The sequence below is a fragment of the Acidobacteriota bacterium genome (genome assembly GCA_016703965.1).
In the GTDB taxonomy this organism is placed as follows: Bacteria; Acidobacteriota; Blastocatellia; order Pyrinomonadales; family Pyrinomonadaceae; genus OLB17.
This window is the reverse complement of the sequence record JADJBB010000025.1, coordinates 1,047,261-1,064,144: the sequence shown is the minus strand read 5'-3', so window position 1 is coordinate 1,064,144 and position 16,884 is coordinate 1,047,261. Positions and strand designations below refer to the sequence as shown.

The following is a 16,884-nucleotide window of genomic DNA, read 5'->3' as shown; positions in this document are numbered from 1 at the left end:
AAGGCAGAAAGAATGACCGAAGAGAAGCGTATAGATTGGTTCATGTTTGCCATTGCCGCGGCGCTCGCGTTGTTTGGCGCGATGATGGTTTATAGCGCTTCGGCGATGTTTGCTTTGAAGGAGACCGACAGTGTCAGCCAATATACTTATTTTCTAAAGCAGATCGGTTTCACACTTGGCGGGTTGGCAGCGATGTTCCTGGTAGCTAAGATCGACTATCACTTCTTACAGAAGCCGTGGGTCGTCTTTTCAATATGCGGCATCACTATCGTGTTGCTGCTGGCTGTTTTTGGCTTCCCGCCGATCAACGGTGCACGTAGATGGATAAGGATCTCAGGGTTTTCATTCCAACCATCGGAACTTACGAAGATCGCTTTGCCGCTTTTCCTTGCATATCTGCTGACAAAGAAAGAAGATGTCGTCGGCGATCTCAAAGAAACGGTTTTTCCATGTTTGGTTGGGCTCGCTTTACTTGCAGGCCTGGTATTTCTTGAAAAAGATCTTGGAACGACGATCGTCCTCTGTGCGATATTTTCGGCCGTTTATTTTGCGGCTGGAGCAAAGCTTGTTCACATCGCGTCCGTCGCTGGCGTTCTTGTTTTGATCGGGGCGGCGGCAATATTCTTTGCCCCCTGGCGTGTTGCCCGACTTATGGCGTTCATGGATCCGTATCAATATGCGGATGACCAAGGTTATCAGGTTGTGCAATCGCTTTATGCGATCGGGTCGGGAGGCATTTTCGGCGAGGGCTTTGCAAAAGGCCATCAGAAGCTTTTTTATTTGCCGTATCCATACTCTGATTTTATTTTCTCGGTCGTTGGCGAAGAACTCGGACTTATCGGAACGCTGGCCGTTGTAATTGCATTTGGCCTATTACTTTGGCGTGGAGCGAGAGCGGCGGTGTTGGCTCCGGATCGGTTTGGCAATTTGCTGGGGATCGGGATCATCACCGGATTGATAGTTCAGGCGCTGTTTAATATCAGCGTGGTGACATCGATTCTTCCCGCAAAGGGGATTCCGCTTCCGTTCATTTCGTATGGTGGATCGTCGGTAGTTGTTTCATTGATCGGCGTTGGTATTTTGTTGAATATCTCGAAATACGCCGTGAGCGGCGAATACAAAGAGGCTGCGCCACGCAAGCGTGTGACACGAAGACGTGAGAGGATGGCGTAACTAATGAAAGTCTTGATCGCAGCCGGCGGAACCGGCGGACATATTTATCCCGGAATCGCTGTCGCGAAGGAGATCATGCGCCGCGACCCAGAGTCCGAGGTTCTTTTTGTCGGAACCGCGCGCGGTCTCGAGATCCGTATCGTTCCCGAGAATGGCTTTCAGCTTGCGTTGATCAACAGTACGGGGCTGAAAAATGTCGGGATTGTCGGCAAGATCAAAGGGGCTTTCCGTTCTGCCGAAGAGCTTTCGTCGAGGCTCGCAAGATCATCCGCCAATTCCGGCCGCACGTGGTCGTTGGAGCGGGTGGTTATGTTTCGGGGCCCGTTCTTTTAATGGCAGCAATAATGGGTGTGCCGACGCTCGTGATGGATTCGAACGCGTTGCCCGGCTTTACGAACAGGCAACTGGCGAGATTTGTCGAAAAGGCTGCCCTAACATTCGAAGAAGCCCTGCCCTTTTTCGGAAAGAAAGGTGTCGTAACAGGTAATCCAGTGCGAACCGAGTTTTTCGACGTTCCTCCAAAAGAACGAACCGACGAATTTCACGTTCTGATCTTTGGCGGATCGCAGGGGGCGAGAGCGATAAATACGGCGATGGTCGGGGCGTTACCGCACTTAGCGGAATTTGAAGACAAACTCACTGTCACACATCAAACAGGCGAATCGGATTTTGAAAATGTAAAAGGAGCGTATTCTGCGTCACAGTTTGCGCTGGCAGACGTCAGGCCCTTTATCTCAGACATCTTTGTCGAATTTGGAAAGGCAGATCTGATCATTTGCCGGGCGGGAGCGACAACGTGCGCGGAAGTTTCAGCGGCGGGCAAAGCGGCGATCATGGTACCGCTTCCGACCGCTGCAGACGATCATCAGCGTAAGAATGCTGAGGCTTTAGTAAGGGCGGGAGCGGCGAAGATGATATTGCAGAGCGACCTGACGGGCGAGTCGCTGGCAAATTCGATCAAAGAACTGATCGCAGCACCAGAAAAGATCACCGAAATGGAGACCGCCGCTAGGAAATTGGGCCGTCCGGACGCGGCAATCGTGACGGTGGATATTATTGAGCAGTTGAAAAGCAGCGTTTAGGACTGGAAAATGTTTAGACACGTAAAACGGATACATTTCATCGGCATCGGCGGTATCGGTATGAGTGGTATCGCTGAGGTTCTGTGCAATCTTGGTTTTGTCGTAACCGGCTCTGATGTAAAGAAATCAAAAAATACCGATCGCCTGGAAACGCTTTTCGGCATTGGCATTGCCGAAGGCCATCGGGCCGAGAATGTTGGACGGGCTCAGGTCGTGGTGTATTCGTCCGACGTTAAAGAAGATAATCCTGAGGTGGTGATCGCGAAAGCGAACAGCATTCCCGTCATCCCGCGAGCCGAGATGCTGGCGGAGTTGATGACTCTGAAGCCTTACGCCGTAGCCGTTTCTGGGACGCACGGAAAAACTTCCACGACCTCAATGATCGCCACGGTCCTTGGTTACGCCGGTATAGATCCGACGACCGTTGTTGGCGGCGTGGTAGATACTTTGGGATCGAATGCAAAGCTCGGAGCCTCGGATTGGTTCGTGACCGAGGCTGATGAGAGCGATCGGTCTTTCCTGATGCTCTACCCGACGATCGCCGTTGTCACGAATATAGACAAAGAGCATATGGAATCGTACAAAGGCATGGAAGACGTGATCCAATGCTTTACGGATTTTGTGAACAAAGTTCCGTTTTATGGCGCCGCCATAATCTGCCTCGATGATCCGAACGTTCAACTCCTGATCCCGCAGATCAAACGCCGCCGCGTCACTTATGGATTAACGGCTCAGGCTGATGTTTCGGCAAATGATATTCGTTACAACGACACATTTGGTTCGACTTTTACCGTTTCGAAGGGCGACAAGCTGCTTGGCGAGATCTACCTGCCGGTTCCGGGTAAACACAACGTTTATAACGCCTTAGCCGCGACTGCGGTGGCTCTCGAGATGGACGTGCCTTTCGAGAAAATTGTTGAGGCGTTCGCCGGATTTAAGAATGCCAATCGCCGATTCCAGTTCAAAGGAGAGGCCGCCGGAGTAATGGTTGTCGATGATTACGGCCATCACCCGACCGAGGTTGTGGCGACACTTTCCGCAGCGAAGAACAGCTCTGGCGGCAAGCGGACTGTCGTCGTTTTTCAGCCGCATCGATATTCGCGGACCAAGGAACTGATGAACGAGTTTGGCGTGGCGTTCAATAATGCCGATGTGCTCTATCTTCTGGACATTTACGCGGCGAGTGAACAGCCCATTGAGGGAATCACGGCAGAGGTTCTAGCTGAGAATATAAGGAAATTCGGTCACAAAAACGTCAATTACATAGGCGGTATCGAATCCGCCACAAACAAGGTCATTGGTTCTTTAATTCCTGGAGACCTCGTTATTACGCTCGGGGCGGGAAGCATTACCGGACTTTCGGACGAGATCCTTGCCGCATTGAAAGAAAAAGAGGCGGCCGGGCAGTAATTTCGACAAAAACATGCCGAAAAAGAAGAAAACAGTTTCAAGGTCTCGTGCCTCATCCGTAAGGGTGAAAGGCAGCCGTTCGCGTTCCGGTAACACGCCGCGGCTCGGTAAATACGTCCTGCCGTTGATACTTCTAAGTTTGCTGGCCGGCGGTCTTATATTCATGGGCTTTTCGGGTTTTCAATCGGCTACCGCATCGTCATTTTTTAGTTTGCGCAGCGTCGAGATCCGTGGCGTCGAACGTACTCCAAAAGATGACATAGCGAAACTCGTCACGTCCTCGGTCGAAAAGCCTGGCGTTTGGAATGCCGACCTTGCGGATCTCAAGGCCAAGATCGAGAAATTCCCGTTCGTTAAGTCGGCGTCGGTATCGAGAAATTTGCCGACGGGGATTCGCGTTAACGTGATCGAGCGTGTTCCGGCAGCGGTCGTGAAATTATCTTCAGGAAACTTTCTCGTCGATACAGAAGGCGTGGTACTTGTCCCGGTCAAAGCAAGTGAAAAGGATTTTCCTATAGTTTTACATGGCTGGGACGAGGCAAAGACCGAAAAAGCCGGCCCCGACAATCTCGCCAGGCTGAAGATCTACAAAAAGATGCTCGACGAGAGCAAGCAGTTTGACGTGACCGCGAGGGTAAAGGAGTTTAACCTTGCGAATCTTCGCGAACCGGTCGCAGTAGTTGAAGATTCGGGCCGCACAATAAACGTGTCGCTCGCGAGAGACAGCTTGGGCAAGAGCCTGAAAACGGCGATCGAAGCTCTTACAGGAAAGGGAACGAGGATCAAATCGGTCGATTCCGGCGGCGTTCATCCGATCATTCAATATTTGGATTTCTAGCATATGAACAGCGAGATACACGCAATTGGACTAGATATCGGCACGAGCCGAGTGAGGTGTGTCGTCGGCGAACCTTCGCCCGATGGCCGAATGAACATCGTCGGCCTCGGAGAGACCGAATCCAAAGGACTGCGTCGGGGTGTCGTCACATCGACCGAATCCGTCGCGGAGGCGATTCGGAAAGCAATAGGCGAAGCAGAACGCGTGAGCGGGATCGATATCGGATCGGCGACGATCAACCTGTCTGGCGAGCATCTTCGCGGAGAGAACAAGAACGGGGTGGTAGCTGTCGCCGGGCCCGACAAAGAAATAACGGACGAAGACATCGACCGGGCGATCGATTCCGCTAGCGCGATGCCTCTGACGCCGGGTTGGGAGATTGTCAGCCGTTTGCCGCAGGAGTTTATTGTTGACGGCCAGGACGGAATTACCGAGCCGATCGGAATGAACGGTTCTCGGCTCGAAGCTTTGGTCCATGTGGTTACGAGCCCAAGTGCGGCACGCCAAAATTTGATCAAAGCCGTAACACGAGCTGGGGTCGATGTCGAAAATCTAGTTCTCGAACCGCTTGCGGCGGCCGCGAGTGTGTTAACCGACGATGACAAAGAATACGGCTGTGCTCTCGTGAATATGGGAGCGGAGATCACAAGCCTGATGATCTTTGGCCGAGGAGCGGTCCAGCATTCGGCGGTGTTTCCGTTCGGGAGTATGTTGTTCACAAAGGATATTGCAACGGGCTTGCGGGTTTCGATCCCGGAGGCGAATAAGATAAAACAGGCTTATGGCTGTGTCGCCGGATTCCTGCTCGACGAAGACGAAAGGCAGGAGATCATCGAGATCATTCCTTTTGGACGGACCGAGAAACGCGGGCTTTCGAAAGAGATACTCTGCGACATCATGCAGCCGCGTGCAGTCGAGCTCATTCAGCACGTTGCCCGCGAGGCGGCAAAGGCAAAGGCACAGATCTCGGGCGGTGTATTCTTGACAGGCGGCGGAGCAATGGTTCGCGGCATTGCGGAGATCGCTGAACAAATATTTGATGCTCCCACACGAGCGGGATATCTCGAGCCATCGTTCTTTGGCGGACTCGCGGAAGAGGTTCAGGGGCCGCAATGGGCGACGGCGTGCGGATTGGCTCTGAGGTCGATGCAAACGCAGATGCGCGGCAATTCACCGGGCGGAAAATCTTCAGCAAAGAAGGTTGCGGAATGGTTCGGCAGCTTTAGAGATAAATTTCGATAAATGTGCATTTGGCGATTGGATTTTTTATGCTAATCGTTGTATTCTTCTCTCCCGATAGCACAATATCTTGTTATTTTCTCGACTAGCCTCGATTCAAATTAAGTTGTAGAATTTGGCCTTTCCGGACCCGGGAATTTTATTGCAATGGATGATATTAAGATGACTACTAACGCCCTGAAAATGTTTATCGATGAGCCCCCGATCACCGGTGCTCGTATCAAAGTTATTGGCGTCGGAGGCGGCGGGAGCAATGCCGTAAACCGGATGATCGACGCCGGGATCAAGGGCGTTGAGTTCATCGTAGCGAACACTGACCTTCAGGCTCTAAACGCCTCGAAGGCTCCGATGAAGATCCAACTCGGCAGCGCTTCGACACGCGGCCTCGGAGCAGGATCGAATCCGGAGGTCGGACGCCAGGCAGCTCTGGAAGACACCGAAAAACTTCTCGACATACTCGAAGGTTCGGATATGGTTTTTGTGACCGCCGGACTTGGCGGCGGAACGGGAACCGGTGCCGCGCCAGTGGTCGCTTCGCTTGCGATAGAATTGGGTATTTTGACCGTTGCCGTGGTCACCAAACCGTTCACGGTCGAAGGCAAGAAACGCATGGCACAGGCTGAGAAAGGCCTTGCGGAGCTTCGCGGATGTGTCGATACACTGCTCACGATCCCGAATTCGAAGCTTCGCGAGGTCGAAGAGAAGATCACGATCATGGACGCCTTTAAGCGGGCCGATGACGTGCTGCTGCAGGCAGTTCGGGGTATTACCGATCTGATCATTACGCCGGGAATCATCAATCTCGATTTTGCCGACGTAACAACTGTCATGAAAGGCAAAGGCGTCGCGCTGATGGGAATCGGTGAGGGAACCGGGGAAGATGCAGCTTCAAAAGCTATGCGTGCTGCCCTCGATTACAAACTTCTCGAAGAAAATTCGATCAAAGGTGCGAAGGCCGCGCTTATCAATGTTACAGGCGGTCCGGACATGATCTTGAGCGAGGTCGAAGATGCGATCGGCCTGATCGAGTCTGAGGCTGACGACAACGCGGACATCATCTGGGGAAGCGTCATTAAGGAAGACATGGGTGACGAGATCCGCATCACGGTCATCGCCACCGGGTTTGACTCGATCCTGGCATCGCAATTGCCAAAACCGGGAATGCAGAATACTCACGCAGTTGCGGCGGGAGCATCGCCGAAACCGTCAGATATCATGCTGCCGCCGGATCTGCAGCCGGTTGAGAATTTGGATGTTCCGACGTTCATGCGTCGTCAGGCGGATTAACAAATACACGCGGGCCGTCATGCCTGCATTCCAATTAGATGATTTCAGAAGTGCCCATCGTCGGAATCACAATGGGCGATGCCGCCGGGATCGGACCGGAGATCGTTCTAAAGGCTCTCGAAGACAAAACTCTAAAAGAGGCATGCCGATGTGTGATCATCGGCGACGCCTCTTTTTTGCGTAAGACGGCGAATGAATTGGCGTCGACGTTCAAGCTAACCGTATTTGGTGATGAAAGTGCGAACAAGATCGAGGTATTCGATCTCAATAACTTGCCTGATAAATTCCCAATCGGTATCGACGCGGCCTTAACCGGAAAAGCCTCCGCCGAAAATATCGAAGCCGCCGTAAAACTTTGGCGTGATGGAAAGATCGACGCGATCTGTACGGCTCCGATCAGCAAGAAGGCGATCCATCTCGGCGGATACGATTTTCCCGGCCATACCGAGTTTCTGGCTGACTTAACTGATACGAAAGACTTCCGCATGAGTTTTTTTGCCGAAGGCTTGCGAACCGTCCTGCTTTCAACGCACCTGCCGATCCTGCGTGCGATCGATCTGATAAAAAAAGACAGTCTCATCGACCTTATAGCATTTACGGACCGAGAAATGTCCAAATTGCTTGGCCGTAAGGTGTCGATCGCGGTCGCCGGGCTCAATCCACATGCATCCGAAGGCGGAATGTTCGGCAGCGAAGAAGCTGCCGAGATCACGCCGGCGATCGAGCATTGCCGGAACATTTTGGGAATCGAGGCCAGTGGGCCGTATTCGCCCGATACGATATTTTTACGCGGATTCAAGGGGGATTTTGATGCTGTCATAGCTCTTTACCACGATCAGGCAACGATCGCGGTTAAGTCGCTTTCGTTTGGCACGGGCGTGAATGTTACGCTCGGATTGCAGGTGATCCGTACGTCGGTCGATCACGGTACTGCCTTCGATATTGCTGGAAAAGGCATCGCTGAGGCGTCTAGTATGATTTCAGCGATCAAGTTGGCGGGCGAACTCGTAAAGGGTTCGCAAAACGATAGTAAAGTCTGATAAAATCAACCCGATTACCGGGAGAATAAAAGCCAAGTGACCAAACCAAAGCTTCTGCTTGCTGATGATTCGGTGACGATCCGCAAGGTCGTCGAGTTGACGTTTGCTGATGAGGGCATTGATGTCTCAACGGTGGCCGATGCCGAGACGGCAATGCAGAGGTTTGTCGAGATCCAGCCGGACATTGTCCTCGTAGATGTCGGGCTCGACGGTACGAACGGCTATCAGATCTGTGAAATGATCAAGGCCGACGACGCGACGAAACACATTCCTGTCCTGCTGCTTGTTGGTTCGTTCGAACCTTTCGATCACGATGAAGCCGAACGGGTGAATGCCGACGGATTTCTGACAAAGCCTTTTCATTCAATTCGCGACCTTGTTGCGCGGGTTTGGGAAATGCTGGGTCGAGAAATCGAAGCAGCAAAGCCGGCAGTTGATGAAGAGATACCGCCCGTTCCGACCTTCGGAGATGAATTCAGTGAGGATGTACCCGTAACAGATCAACCGGAATCTGATGATATCGAAGACCTCTATCGCAGCAGCTTTGCGGAGACGGCAGAGATGGGTGAACTCGACACCGTTGATGACCTGCTTGGCGATACGGGAATGGACGACGAGATGATAGAAACCAATCACGTTTCGTCTTCGTCTGAGCCCGGCTTTGCAGATATCTCCAAAGATGATCAACCGAATGGAGAAATAAAGGAATTTGACTGGTCACCCGAATCGCTGGTCGCGTCTGACGAAGAAGAGGAAAAGCCTGCGTTTGAACCTAAGTTTTCGTTTGACGAATCTGAAAATAATGCTTCACAAATTGGAGCATCCGAACCTAATATCGCTGAGGCCGTTGCTGAAGACGAAGAGATGTTGTGGCTCGCCGAGACTGCTAGCGAATCTGAAACGGTGCCCAGCGATGTCGGCAGCATGGAAACGATCGAGATCGGTCATGATAGCGACCTTCTCGGTACTCTTAGTTTTGAGCCTCCGGAACGGCCGAAAACTCCGGCTGACGACGACGTACAGTTGTTCGAAGATATTGATTTCACAAAGCCCAGCCATCCAGCAGCCGAACTTGAGGCTAATGTCGACGATGAAACTAAAATAGTGGATGAGGTCGATCCTGCAATTCACGACACGATCCCGTACGAGCCGGGCGAACAGCCTCCCGTCGCCGCCGTCGAGCCCGAACCGGAATATTTTTCGCCGGAACTGATCGAACGAGTAGCTCAGCGTGTGATCGAACGGCTGTCGGACAGCATCGTCAGGGAAGTTGCAAAAGAAGAAGTTCCTCGTATCGCTGAGAAGCTAATACGTGAAGCTCTCGAACACGAAAAGAAAGATTGATCGGGCCCAAAATAGTTTTTTGCGGTTAGTTTTCGTCTCGTAAATGAAAGCTAACCGCTTTTGTTTTAGAATATAGTTTTGCTTACAACAAATTATGGAACTCGCAAAGGCCTACGATCCAAAATCGGCCGAAGAAAATCACTACAAACGCTGGGAAGAAAGCGGTTTTTTCAAACCTGAGATCAACCAGGATCCGAATGCGACGAAGTATTCGATCGTCATCCCGCCGCCAAACGTCACGGGCAGCCTGCACATGGGCCACGCCTTGCAGCACACGATCATGGACGTGCTGACGCGTTGGAAACGCATGCAGGGCTTTCGCACGCTTTGGCTACCGGGAACTGATCATGCCGGAATTTCCGTCCAGCGAAAGGTTGTCGAACAGCTCAAAAAAGACGAGCACAAAAAGCCAACCGACATCGGCCGCGAGGAATTCATCAAGCGAGCGTGGGCGTGGAAGGAACAGTACGGAAATACGATTACCGAACAAATGCGTCGCGAGGGAGCTTCGGTCGATTGGACGCGGCAGCGGTTCACGATGGACGAAGACCTGTCGCTTGCGGTGAGAAATGTTTTCTGCACGCTCTACGATGAAGGCTGGATCTATCGCGGCCTGCGTATCGTTAACTGGTGCCCGAAGGATAAGACGGTACTTTCGGATCTCGAAGTTAAGGAAGAGACGAAGAAAGACGGCAAACTAACGTATTTGAAATACCCGATCTCGGGAACCGATCAGACGATCACGGTGGCGACAACTCGCCCGGAAACGATGCTCGGCGACACAGCGGTTGCAGTTAACGGCAGCGATGAGCGTTACAAACATCTCGTCGGCCAGATGATCGATCTGCCGCTGACCGGCCGTCAGATACCGATAATCGCGGATGAATATGTCGAAGCTGAATTCGGGACCGGTGCGGTCAAGGTCACTCCGGCACATGATCCAAACGACTATCAGATCGGCCAACGTCACGATTTGCCGCAGTTGCTTGTAATGAACGACGCGGGCGAAATGAACGCGGCGGCGGGCGCGGAATTCGAAGGCCTCGATCGTTTCGTCGCTCGTGCAAAAGTTGTCGAGATGTTTGACGAACTTGGCCTGCTCGAAAAGGTCGACGATTACGAGATCACGCTTCCCGTTTGCGAACGCTGCAAAACCATTGTCGAACCGATCCTTTCAGAACAGTGGTTCGTGAAGATGGACGAGATGCGTGACATCGCTCTCGATCTGATGAAAACTGAAGGCGTGCCGCACTTCTCGCCGCAGGTCCCGCACGAAAAGGTTTACACCGCGTGGCTCGAAAATCTGAAAGACTGGACCATCTCGCGCCAACTCTGGTGGGGACATCAAATCCCGGCGTGGTATGACGGGGATGGAAACGTTTATGTAGGCCGTACTGAGGCTGAGGCCGTCGAAAAGTCGGGCGGAAAGGCTTTAAAGCAGGACAGCGATGTTCTCGACACCTGGTTTTCAAGCGGTTTGTGGGCATTTAGCACTTTCGGTTGGACCGGCGGCGGGAGTGCGGACACTCCTGTCCGCCCGTCTTCGGAAAGTAGCAAAGACACTCCAGACCAATTTGATATTGGACGTGCGGACAAGAGTGTCCGCGCTCCGTCGGATCTCGAAACTTTCCTCCCCACGGACGTGCTCGTCACCGGCCGCGACATTATCTTCCTCTGGGTTTCGAGGATGATAATGCTCACGAAGAAATTCACCGGGCAAAAGGCATTTGAGGATGTGATCGTGACGGGAACGGTTCTCGGCAAAGACGGCAAGCCGATGTCGAAATCGCGTAATAACGGCGTCGATCCGATCGAGATGTTCGATAAGTTCGGCGTTGACGCGACGCGAATCTATCTCGCCTCGATCGCAACCGGTGCGGATATTAAATGGAATGATATCGGCGTCGAGACCTATCGAAACTTCGCCAACAAGATCTGGAACGCCACGCGGTTTTGCCTGATGAATGCCGGCGATACCGCGAGCCTAGTGTCACAACCCCCTGCATTAGCGGGGGGAACAAACGTTGAGACAATGACAGCCACCGATCCGCCCGCTTACGCAGGCGGTTCTGACAAGATGGCACTTGCGGATCGCTGGATCATCTCGCGCTTGAATAAAACGTCGATCGACGTTAATAAATCTCTCGCAAAGTACGAATTCCACACCGCGGTTTCATTGCTTTATCACTTTTTCTGGGACGATTTCTGCGATTGGTACATTGAGCTGAAGAAGGATGAGATCACCGCGGGTGATCAGGTCTCGACGGATCGGATCGTCGCTATCATCGAGCAGTCGCTGCGGCTTTTGCATCCATTTATGCCTTATCTCACAGAGGAATTGTGGCAAAAGCTACCGATAACGTCGAGCAAGCTGCATCATCCCGCATATTCCGAGGCAGAATCGACCGTCATGCTCGCGAAATTTCCTCCCGGCGATGCGTCAGCGATCGATGATGCGGCGGAAAGGGAAATGAGTGCGGTCATCGACGTGATCAAAAAGGTGCGGAATATTCGCGCCGAGATGAATATCTCGACCGCGATCAAGTTCACGGTTCATATCGCGGCCGACGCGGCGATGCAGGAAGTCCTGAAAGCGAACGACGCTCAGATCCTGAAGCTCGCGAAGGCCGAAAAGCTTGTGATCGCTGCCGAACTAGACGTTCCGCGTGCCTCGGCAAAGGCCGTCACGTCCGACGCTCGCCTCGCCGTGCCGCTCGAAGGCCTCATCGACTTCGACGTCGAACGCACACGCCTTCAGAACCAGATCGCCAAGCTGACAGAAGAAAAAACACGCCTCGACGGCCAGCTCTCGAACGCCAATTTTGTCGAACGAGCCCCAGCGGAAAAAGTCGACGAATTGCGCGAACGCTCAGAAGAGCTAGAGCATCAAACTCACACATTGAAGAATAATTTAGAGGCACTTGATTAATATGAGGAAGGTTTTTGTTCTACATCTTGTACTACTTAGTTTAGTCTTAGCCGCGACTAGTTTCGCTCAGGAGAAAGAGATTTCTAAGGACGAATACTTCACTCCCTGGCGGACGGCTTTACAGAAAGCTCGTGGACTGACTCGACGAATTGATCAGACCGTGACAAAACATAATAAAGAGATGCCGGATACGGATGAATGGCAATATGAATATGTCCTACCTGACAAAGTTCATTACACCAATATCCGCACTGCTAATGGTAAGGTTCAGAGAGTTGAACAGATCGATATCGGAAAAATAAAATACTGCAAAAAAGATGATGGAGTGTGGAAAATTGTAGAAAGTTATTGTATTGGAGGCTCTGGTAGCGGCGGTCCTTCCAATATTGTTTCAGACAAGTATTACCTTGAAAAGAAAAAGGTTGATGGCAGGGAGATAAAAGTCTTTCGTCATTACACATCGTACAAAAATATATATTCCCCGAATAAAGATACAGAAGGCCTGTCATTTGACGAGTACATATTTTCGTTAGACAGCAGCGGGCTTATAATCAAGGAAGAAACTAAGAAGGGATTAATCAATTCGGGGAAGGTGATCGAGACCAATATCTCAATATACACTTATGATCCGAAAATAAAGATCCAAGAGCCTCTCAAGTAATGCACAAGGACTTTACGATCGCCCGTTGATAATCTTTTTACGATCGATGTCGCGTTTCATCGGACGATGGAGCAATTGCATCGTCCGATGTAGTAGTGGCAGCGTCCGATGGAGTGACTGCATCGTCCGATGGAGTAACGCCATCGGTCGATGGAATGACTACATCGTCCGATGGAGCAATCGCATCGTCCGATGGGGTGACTGCATCGCTTGTCTGAGCAGAAATTTCTTTACAAAATCTCCGGGAAATAATTAAAATACTTCGGTTTACTGTTGTCGGAAGCGTTTCGACGATGGTTTGACGGTATTTTTTCGTGGAGGAAAACTCTCATGACGGCACGGGAAGATTGGTTACCTTACGCGCTTGGCGAAAAGCAGGCGTTATTTGAAAATATGCGGGCGAAGATCGATTCGTACGAATCGGTTTTGCCCATTACGCCGGCACAAACTGCTCGGATAAAGGAGATCTGCGACACATTTATTTACGTGAACGGACTCGTTGAGCGGTCCAGAGCGACGATGAAGGCCTTGGTTAGCTGGCGAGATCTGATCCTTTCGAGCGAACGGTCGTCGGAGCCTTTGCCGCCGCGGCCGCTGTTTGATAACTCGATGCCGCCGGGCGGCGCGTCGGCGGGGATTTACGCCGAGTTTCGAGCTCTCATCGAGATCGTTAAATCAGCGCCGGGTTTTACAACGGCGATCGGTGCGGATCTGAGAATAATGAGCCGAAACGTGTCGCTCCTATGCTCGCCGAGATCGCACCGCAGCCAAATGTGTCGGCGGTCGGAGCGAACAGCGTACGGATCACCGGCAGTCTCAACGGAACGGACGCGATGCGGGTCGAATACATGCGAAAGGGCGAAGATATTTGGAATCTGGCGGCGTTTCTTACGCGTTTGCCCGCGACGATCGTCATTCGACCCGCGACGGAAGGTGTTCCGGAAAGCGGTTTTATTCGCTGTATTCTGATGAAGAACAATCAGGACGTCGGACAGTATTCGCCAAACATGAGCGTGACGATCTCGGAAGATTAGAAAATGATCCCGCGACCGTTTGGGCAAAAAAATGAGCCGGCAAAAACCGGCTCATTCATGTATTTAGCGCACGCGGAGACTATTTGTCGTCTTTGTCGCCGTCGTGATCTTTGTCATCTGCCGCAGGAGCCGCAACTGGTGCTGGAGCACCTGCTTCGATGGTGATGGAAACGCTTTTGCTGTCTTTCTTTTCGCCTTTGTCATCGAGCATGTCGGCGACGATGGTGAATTTACCACCTGCGAAGCTCGCAGGAATCGGCAGGTTGTAGGCGGCCGTTCCGCTGCTAGCGAGTTCGACCTTAACATCGGAACCAGGCAGAAGTTTGCCCTTGTCGTCGTTGATATAGATCTTGGTTGTTGTCTTGCCAGGTGCGTTTGCGATGACCGCGTTGGCGTAGATGGTTTCGCCGGCTTTGAACGTGGTCGATTTGGTTTTGCCGTCTTTGTCTTTTGAGGTCTCAAAGCTGCTCATGTTTGCCGTGCTAAAGCTGCAGGCGGCGGCAAATGCAAATAGAGCGGTAATTATACTGAGTTTGATCTTCACTTAATGATCTCCTTGATGGTTTGAATACGAAACAGGGAGAGTAGCGAGTTGTTTCAGTAAAGTCAAAGGCGGCAGCTATGGAGCCGCGATAGTTATGTCAGCATTTTTTGTATCTTTCTTCTCACCGTTTCCGTCATGCAGATCAGCGGTCAGGATATATTTACCGGGCGTGGCTTTTTCGGCGATCTGAACTTTGTAGGCGGTCGTGGAACTGTTGTTGACATCGACCTTGTATTCCGTCCCGGGCAGGATCGCACCTTTGTCGTTCTTGATGGTGAAGACAATTTTACCTTTGGCCGGAGCGTTTGCTAGGACGGCGCTTGCAAACAACGTCTCGCCGCCTTTGAAACTGACCGATTCGGCCTTGCCTTCGAAGTCTTTTGAAACCCGCAGGCTGGCGATTCCTGTCTTACCATCGCTGCACGCGGCGGTTAAAGCGAGAAACACTGAGAAAATGATCGCGGGGAACTTTATAAAACTGCTCATTATCAACACTTTACCAAAATGCCCGGCCCGCGAGCATTTTGGGAAGACTTAATAAGATTTTTCGAGACTAAACCAAGTCTGCGTGATATTCTATGTCTGCCCGAAAACTTCATTTGGATCCAGAGGAATCATTCATGAAAAAGATTTACATTTCAGCTGCTTTTTTTGCTGTATTCGCGACGGTCGCGTCTGTTCCCGCCTTCGGTCAAAAGGCTAAACAGACCAGTGACGAAGTCGGTACGATCACCGGTAAGGCTGAGCGAAAGCTCGACAACGCCTCGTTCCGCGTCGTTCTAACGACCGAATGGTTTACCGAGCGTGACGGAACGTCGTTCAATAAGATCACCGAGACTTTTGCCACGATCAACCCTGATAGATTTCAAATAATTTCCGAAACAGGCGGAACGCGTGTCGAGACCTTGGTGGTCGCTGATAAGACCTTTCGCCGCACGAACGAAGAAGACTGGGAATCGGTCGCAACCTCACCGGCTCGCAAAGCGGGAAGCGAGGCTTCGGTTGCCAGATTTGGCGAATTGGCCGGTGGTGCTGTTTATCCGATCGGTAACAGCAAATTTGTAAGTCGCGGAACCATCGACGGACAAGAGGTTTCGATGTATGAAGCGCGTGCTGTCCAGAGCGACAATTCGAAAGAAGGCATGACTCGAACCGAAACCACGCAATTCTGGATCAACAACGGGGGACAGATCGTTCGCAAGATCATTGAGCAGGATATCGCGGGCGACAAACGATTTATGCGGAGCGTAGCGAACTATTCGTACACCGACATCCGCATCGAAGAGCCTATCATGCCCATAAAGGCTGAAGATAAATAATGAATTGGTTAGAAAACGGAGATGTGCTGGCGAGCATTGGTGAATTTCTCGCCGAAGATATCGGGCGCGGTGATATTACGACCACCGCGACGGTTCCGCAGGATACGCGTGGATTCGGCAGGTTTTTGGCGAAAGAAGACCTCGTGCTTTGCGGGCTGGATGTCGCTGAGGCGGTGTTTTTTCATCTCGATCCGGACAGCTCTGAGATCGAGGCATCGTTTGGCGACGGTGATGAGATAACGGCTGGAACCGTTTTCGCTACGCTGAAAGGCTATGCAGACGTTCTGCTCGTTGGTGAGCGAACGGCGTTGAATCTGGTCCAGCGTTTGTCAGGCATCGCGACGCTGACGCGGCAGTTTGTTAAGGCGATAGAGGGAACTTCAGCTCAGATCGTTGATACGCGAAAGACAACGCCGGGCTTACGAATGCTCGAAAAATACGCCGTTACGATCGGCGGCGGCAAGAATCATCGCATGGGCCTCGACGACGGCGTCCTGATCAAAGACAACCACATCGCCCTCGCCGGTGGCATCACCGAGGCCGTCAAAGCTGCCAAAAACAAGGTCGGGCATCTTCATAAGATCGAGGTCGAGATCTCAAATTGGGCCCAGCTTCGCGAAGCCATAAACGCCGGTGCCGAGATCGTCATGCTCGACAATCAAACTCCGGAAGAGGCCGCCAAATTGGTCCAGATGGCCCGCTCGATCAATCCCGCCGTGCTTATCGAAGCATCAGGAAATATGGACCTCGACCGTGTGCGGTCTTATGCCGAAGCGGGTGTCGATCTGATCTCGGTTGGAAAACTCACTCACTCGGCACGAGCGGTAGATATTTCGTTCAAAATACAGATCGCGTAGCAGACTGGAGCACAAGCATCTTGCTTGCCAACGCCGGTTCCTCCGGCGTGAATTGTTTTAGTATTTAGCCACGTCGATCTCACCTCAGCTTTTTTCACACCGCCGAAGCGGCGGTGTTGGCAAGCGG

The 16,884-nt window shown here is 51.9% G+C and carries 16 protein-coding genes; 14 read left to right on the top strand and 2 right to left on the bottom strand.

Features of this window, described 5'->3' with window-relative positions:
• Positions 1 to 12: 12 nt before the first annotated feature.
• The 12 genes from ftsW to IPG22_22335 all read left to right on the top strand — a co-directional run bounded on the left by ftsW (position 13) and on the right by IPG22_22335 (position 14,037).
• On the top strand, positions 13 to 1,173 hold the full coding sequence (gene ftsW / locus IPG22_22390) for a putative lipid II flippase FtsW (protein MBK6591019.1): 1,161 nt from the start codon (positions 13 to 15) through the stop codon (positions 1,171 to 1,173).
• Between the two features lie 3 nt (positions 1,174 to 1,176).
• Positions 1,177 to 1,506 (top strand): glycosyltransferase, encoded by a 330-nt coding sequence (locus IPG22_22385; GenBank protein MBK6591018.1) that lies wholly within the window; start codon positions 1,177 to 1,179, stop codon positions 1,504 to 1,506.
• Positions 1,506 to 2,255 (top strand): UDP-N-acetylglucosamine--N-acetylmuramyl-(pentapeptide) pyrophosphoryl-undecaprenol N-acetylglucosamine transferase, encoded by a 750-nt coding sequence (locus IPG22_22380; GenBank protein ID MBK6591017.1) that lies wholly within the window; start codon positions 1,506 to 1,508, stop codon positions 2,253 to 2,255. Before IPG22_22385 ends, IPG22_22380 begins: the two co-directional genes overlap by 1 nt.
• 9 nt (positions 2,256 to 2,264) lie before the next feature.
• Complete coding sequence (locus IPG22_22375) at positions 2,265 to 3,665, top strand: UDP-N-acetylmuramate--L-alanine ligase (GenBank protein MBK6591016.1); 1,401 nt, start codon at positions 2,265 to 2,267, stop codon at positions 3,663 to 3,665.
• Positions 3,666 to 3,678: 13 nt separating this feature from the next.
• Positions 3,679 to 4,503, top strand: coding sequence for an FtsQ-type POTRA domain-containing protein (locus tag IPG22_22370; GenBank protein ID MBK6591015.1), 825 nt, complete (start codon positions 3,679 to 3,681; stop codon positions 4,501 to 4,503).
• 3 nt (positions 4,504 to 4,506) lie between these two features.
• On the top strand, positions 4,507 to 5,745 hold the full coding sequence (gene ftsA, locus IPG22_22365) for a cell division protein FtsA (protein MBK6591014.1): 1,239 nt from the start codon (positions 4,507 to 4,509) through the stop codon (positions 5,743 to 5,745).
• A gap of 180 nt (positions 5,746 to 5,925) precedes the next feature.
• Entirely contained in the window at positions 5,926 to 7,029 is a 1,104-nt protein-coding gene (ftsZ, locus tag IPG22_22360) for a cell division protein FtsZ (protein ID MBK6591013.1), read from the top strand.
• Between the two features lie 50 nt (positions 7,030 to 7,079).
• The gene (pdxA, locus tag IPG22_22355) at positions 7,080 to 8,069 is read left to right on the top strand and encodes a 4-hydroxythreonine-4-phosphate dehydrogenase PdxA (protein ID MBK6591012.1); all 990 of its coding nucleotides are present in this window, start codon (positions 7,080 to 7,082) and stop codon (positions 8,067 to 8,069) included.
• Between the two features lie 36 nt (positions 8,070 to 8,105).
• Positions 8,106 to 9,413 (top strand): response regulator, encoded by a 1,308-nt coding sequence (locus tag IPG22_22350; protein ID MBK6591011.1) that lies wholly within the window; start codon positions 8,106 to 8,108, stop codon positions 9,411 to 9,413.
• Positions 9,414 to 9,507: 94 nt separating this feature from the next.
• Positions 9,508 to 12,342: a valine--tRNA ligase gene (locus IPG22_22345; GenBank protein MBK6591010.1), complete on the top strand. Its 2,835-nt coding sequence runs from the start codon at positions 9,508 to 9,510 to the stop codon at positions 12,340 to 12,342.
• A 181-nt stretch (positions 12,343 to 12,523) separates the two neighbouring features.
• Complete coding sequence (locus IPG22_22340) at positions 12,524 to 13,003, top strand: hypothetical protein (protein ID MBK6591009.1); 480 nt, start codon at positions 12,524 to 12,526, stop codon at positions 13,001 to 13,003.
• A 743-nt stretch (positions 13,004 to 13,746) separates the two neighbouring features.
• Positions 13,747 to 14,037: a hypothetical protein gene (locus IPG22_22335; protein ID MBK6591008.1), complete on the top strand. Its 291-nt coding sequence runs from the start codon at positions 13,747 to 13,749 to the stop codon at positions 14,035 to 14,037.
• A gap of 79 nt (positions 14,038 to 14,116) precedes the next feature.
• Here IPG22_22335 and IPG22_22330 read toward each other — a convergent pair whose 3' ends face one another.
• Positions 14,117 to 14,581: a hypothetical protein gene (locus tag IPG22_22330; protein ID MBK6591007.1), complete on the bottom strand. Its 465-nt coding sequence runs from the start codon at positions 14,579 to 14,581 to the stop codon at positions 14,117 to 14,119.
• A gap of 75 nt (positions 14,582 to 14,656) precedes the next feature.
• Entirely contained in the window at positions 14,657 to 15,067 is a 411-nt protein-coding gene (locus IPG22_22325; protein MBK6591006.1) for a hypothetical protein, read from the bottom strand.
• Between the two features lie 134 nt (positions 15,068 to 15,201).
• Here IPG22_22325 and IPG22_22320 point away from each other — a divergent pair, with 134 nt between their 5' ends.
• The gene (locus tag IPG22_22320) at positions 15,202 to 15,900 is read left to right on the top strand and encodes a hypothetical protein (protein MBK6591005.1); all 699 of its coding nucleotides are present in this window, start codon (positions 15,202 to 15,204) and stop codon (positions 15,898 to 15,900) included.
• Positions 15,900 to 16,757: a carboxylating nicotinate-nucleotide diphosphorylase gene (nadC, locus tag IPG22_22315; GenBank protein ID MBK6591004.1), complete on the top strand. Its 858-nt coding sequence runs from the start codon at positions 15,900 to 15,902 to the stop codon at positions 16,755 to 16,757. Before IPG22_22320 ends, nadC begins: the two co-directional genes overlap by 1 nt.
• Positions 16,758 to 16,884: the final 127 nt, after the last annotated feature.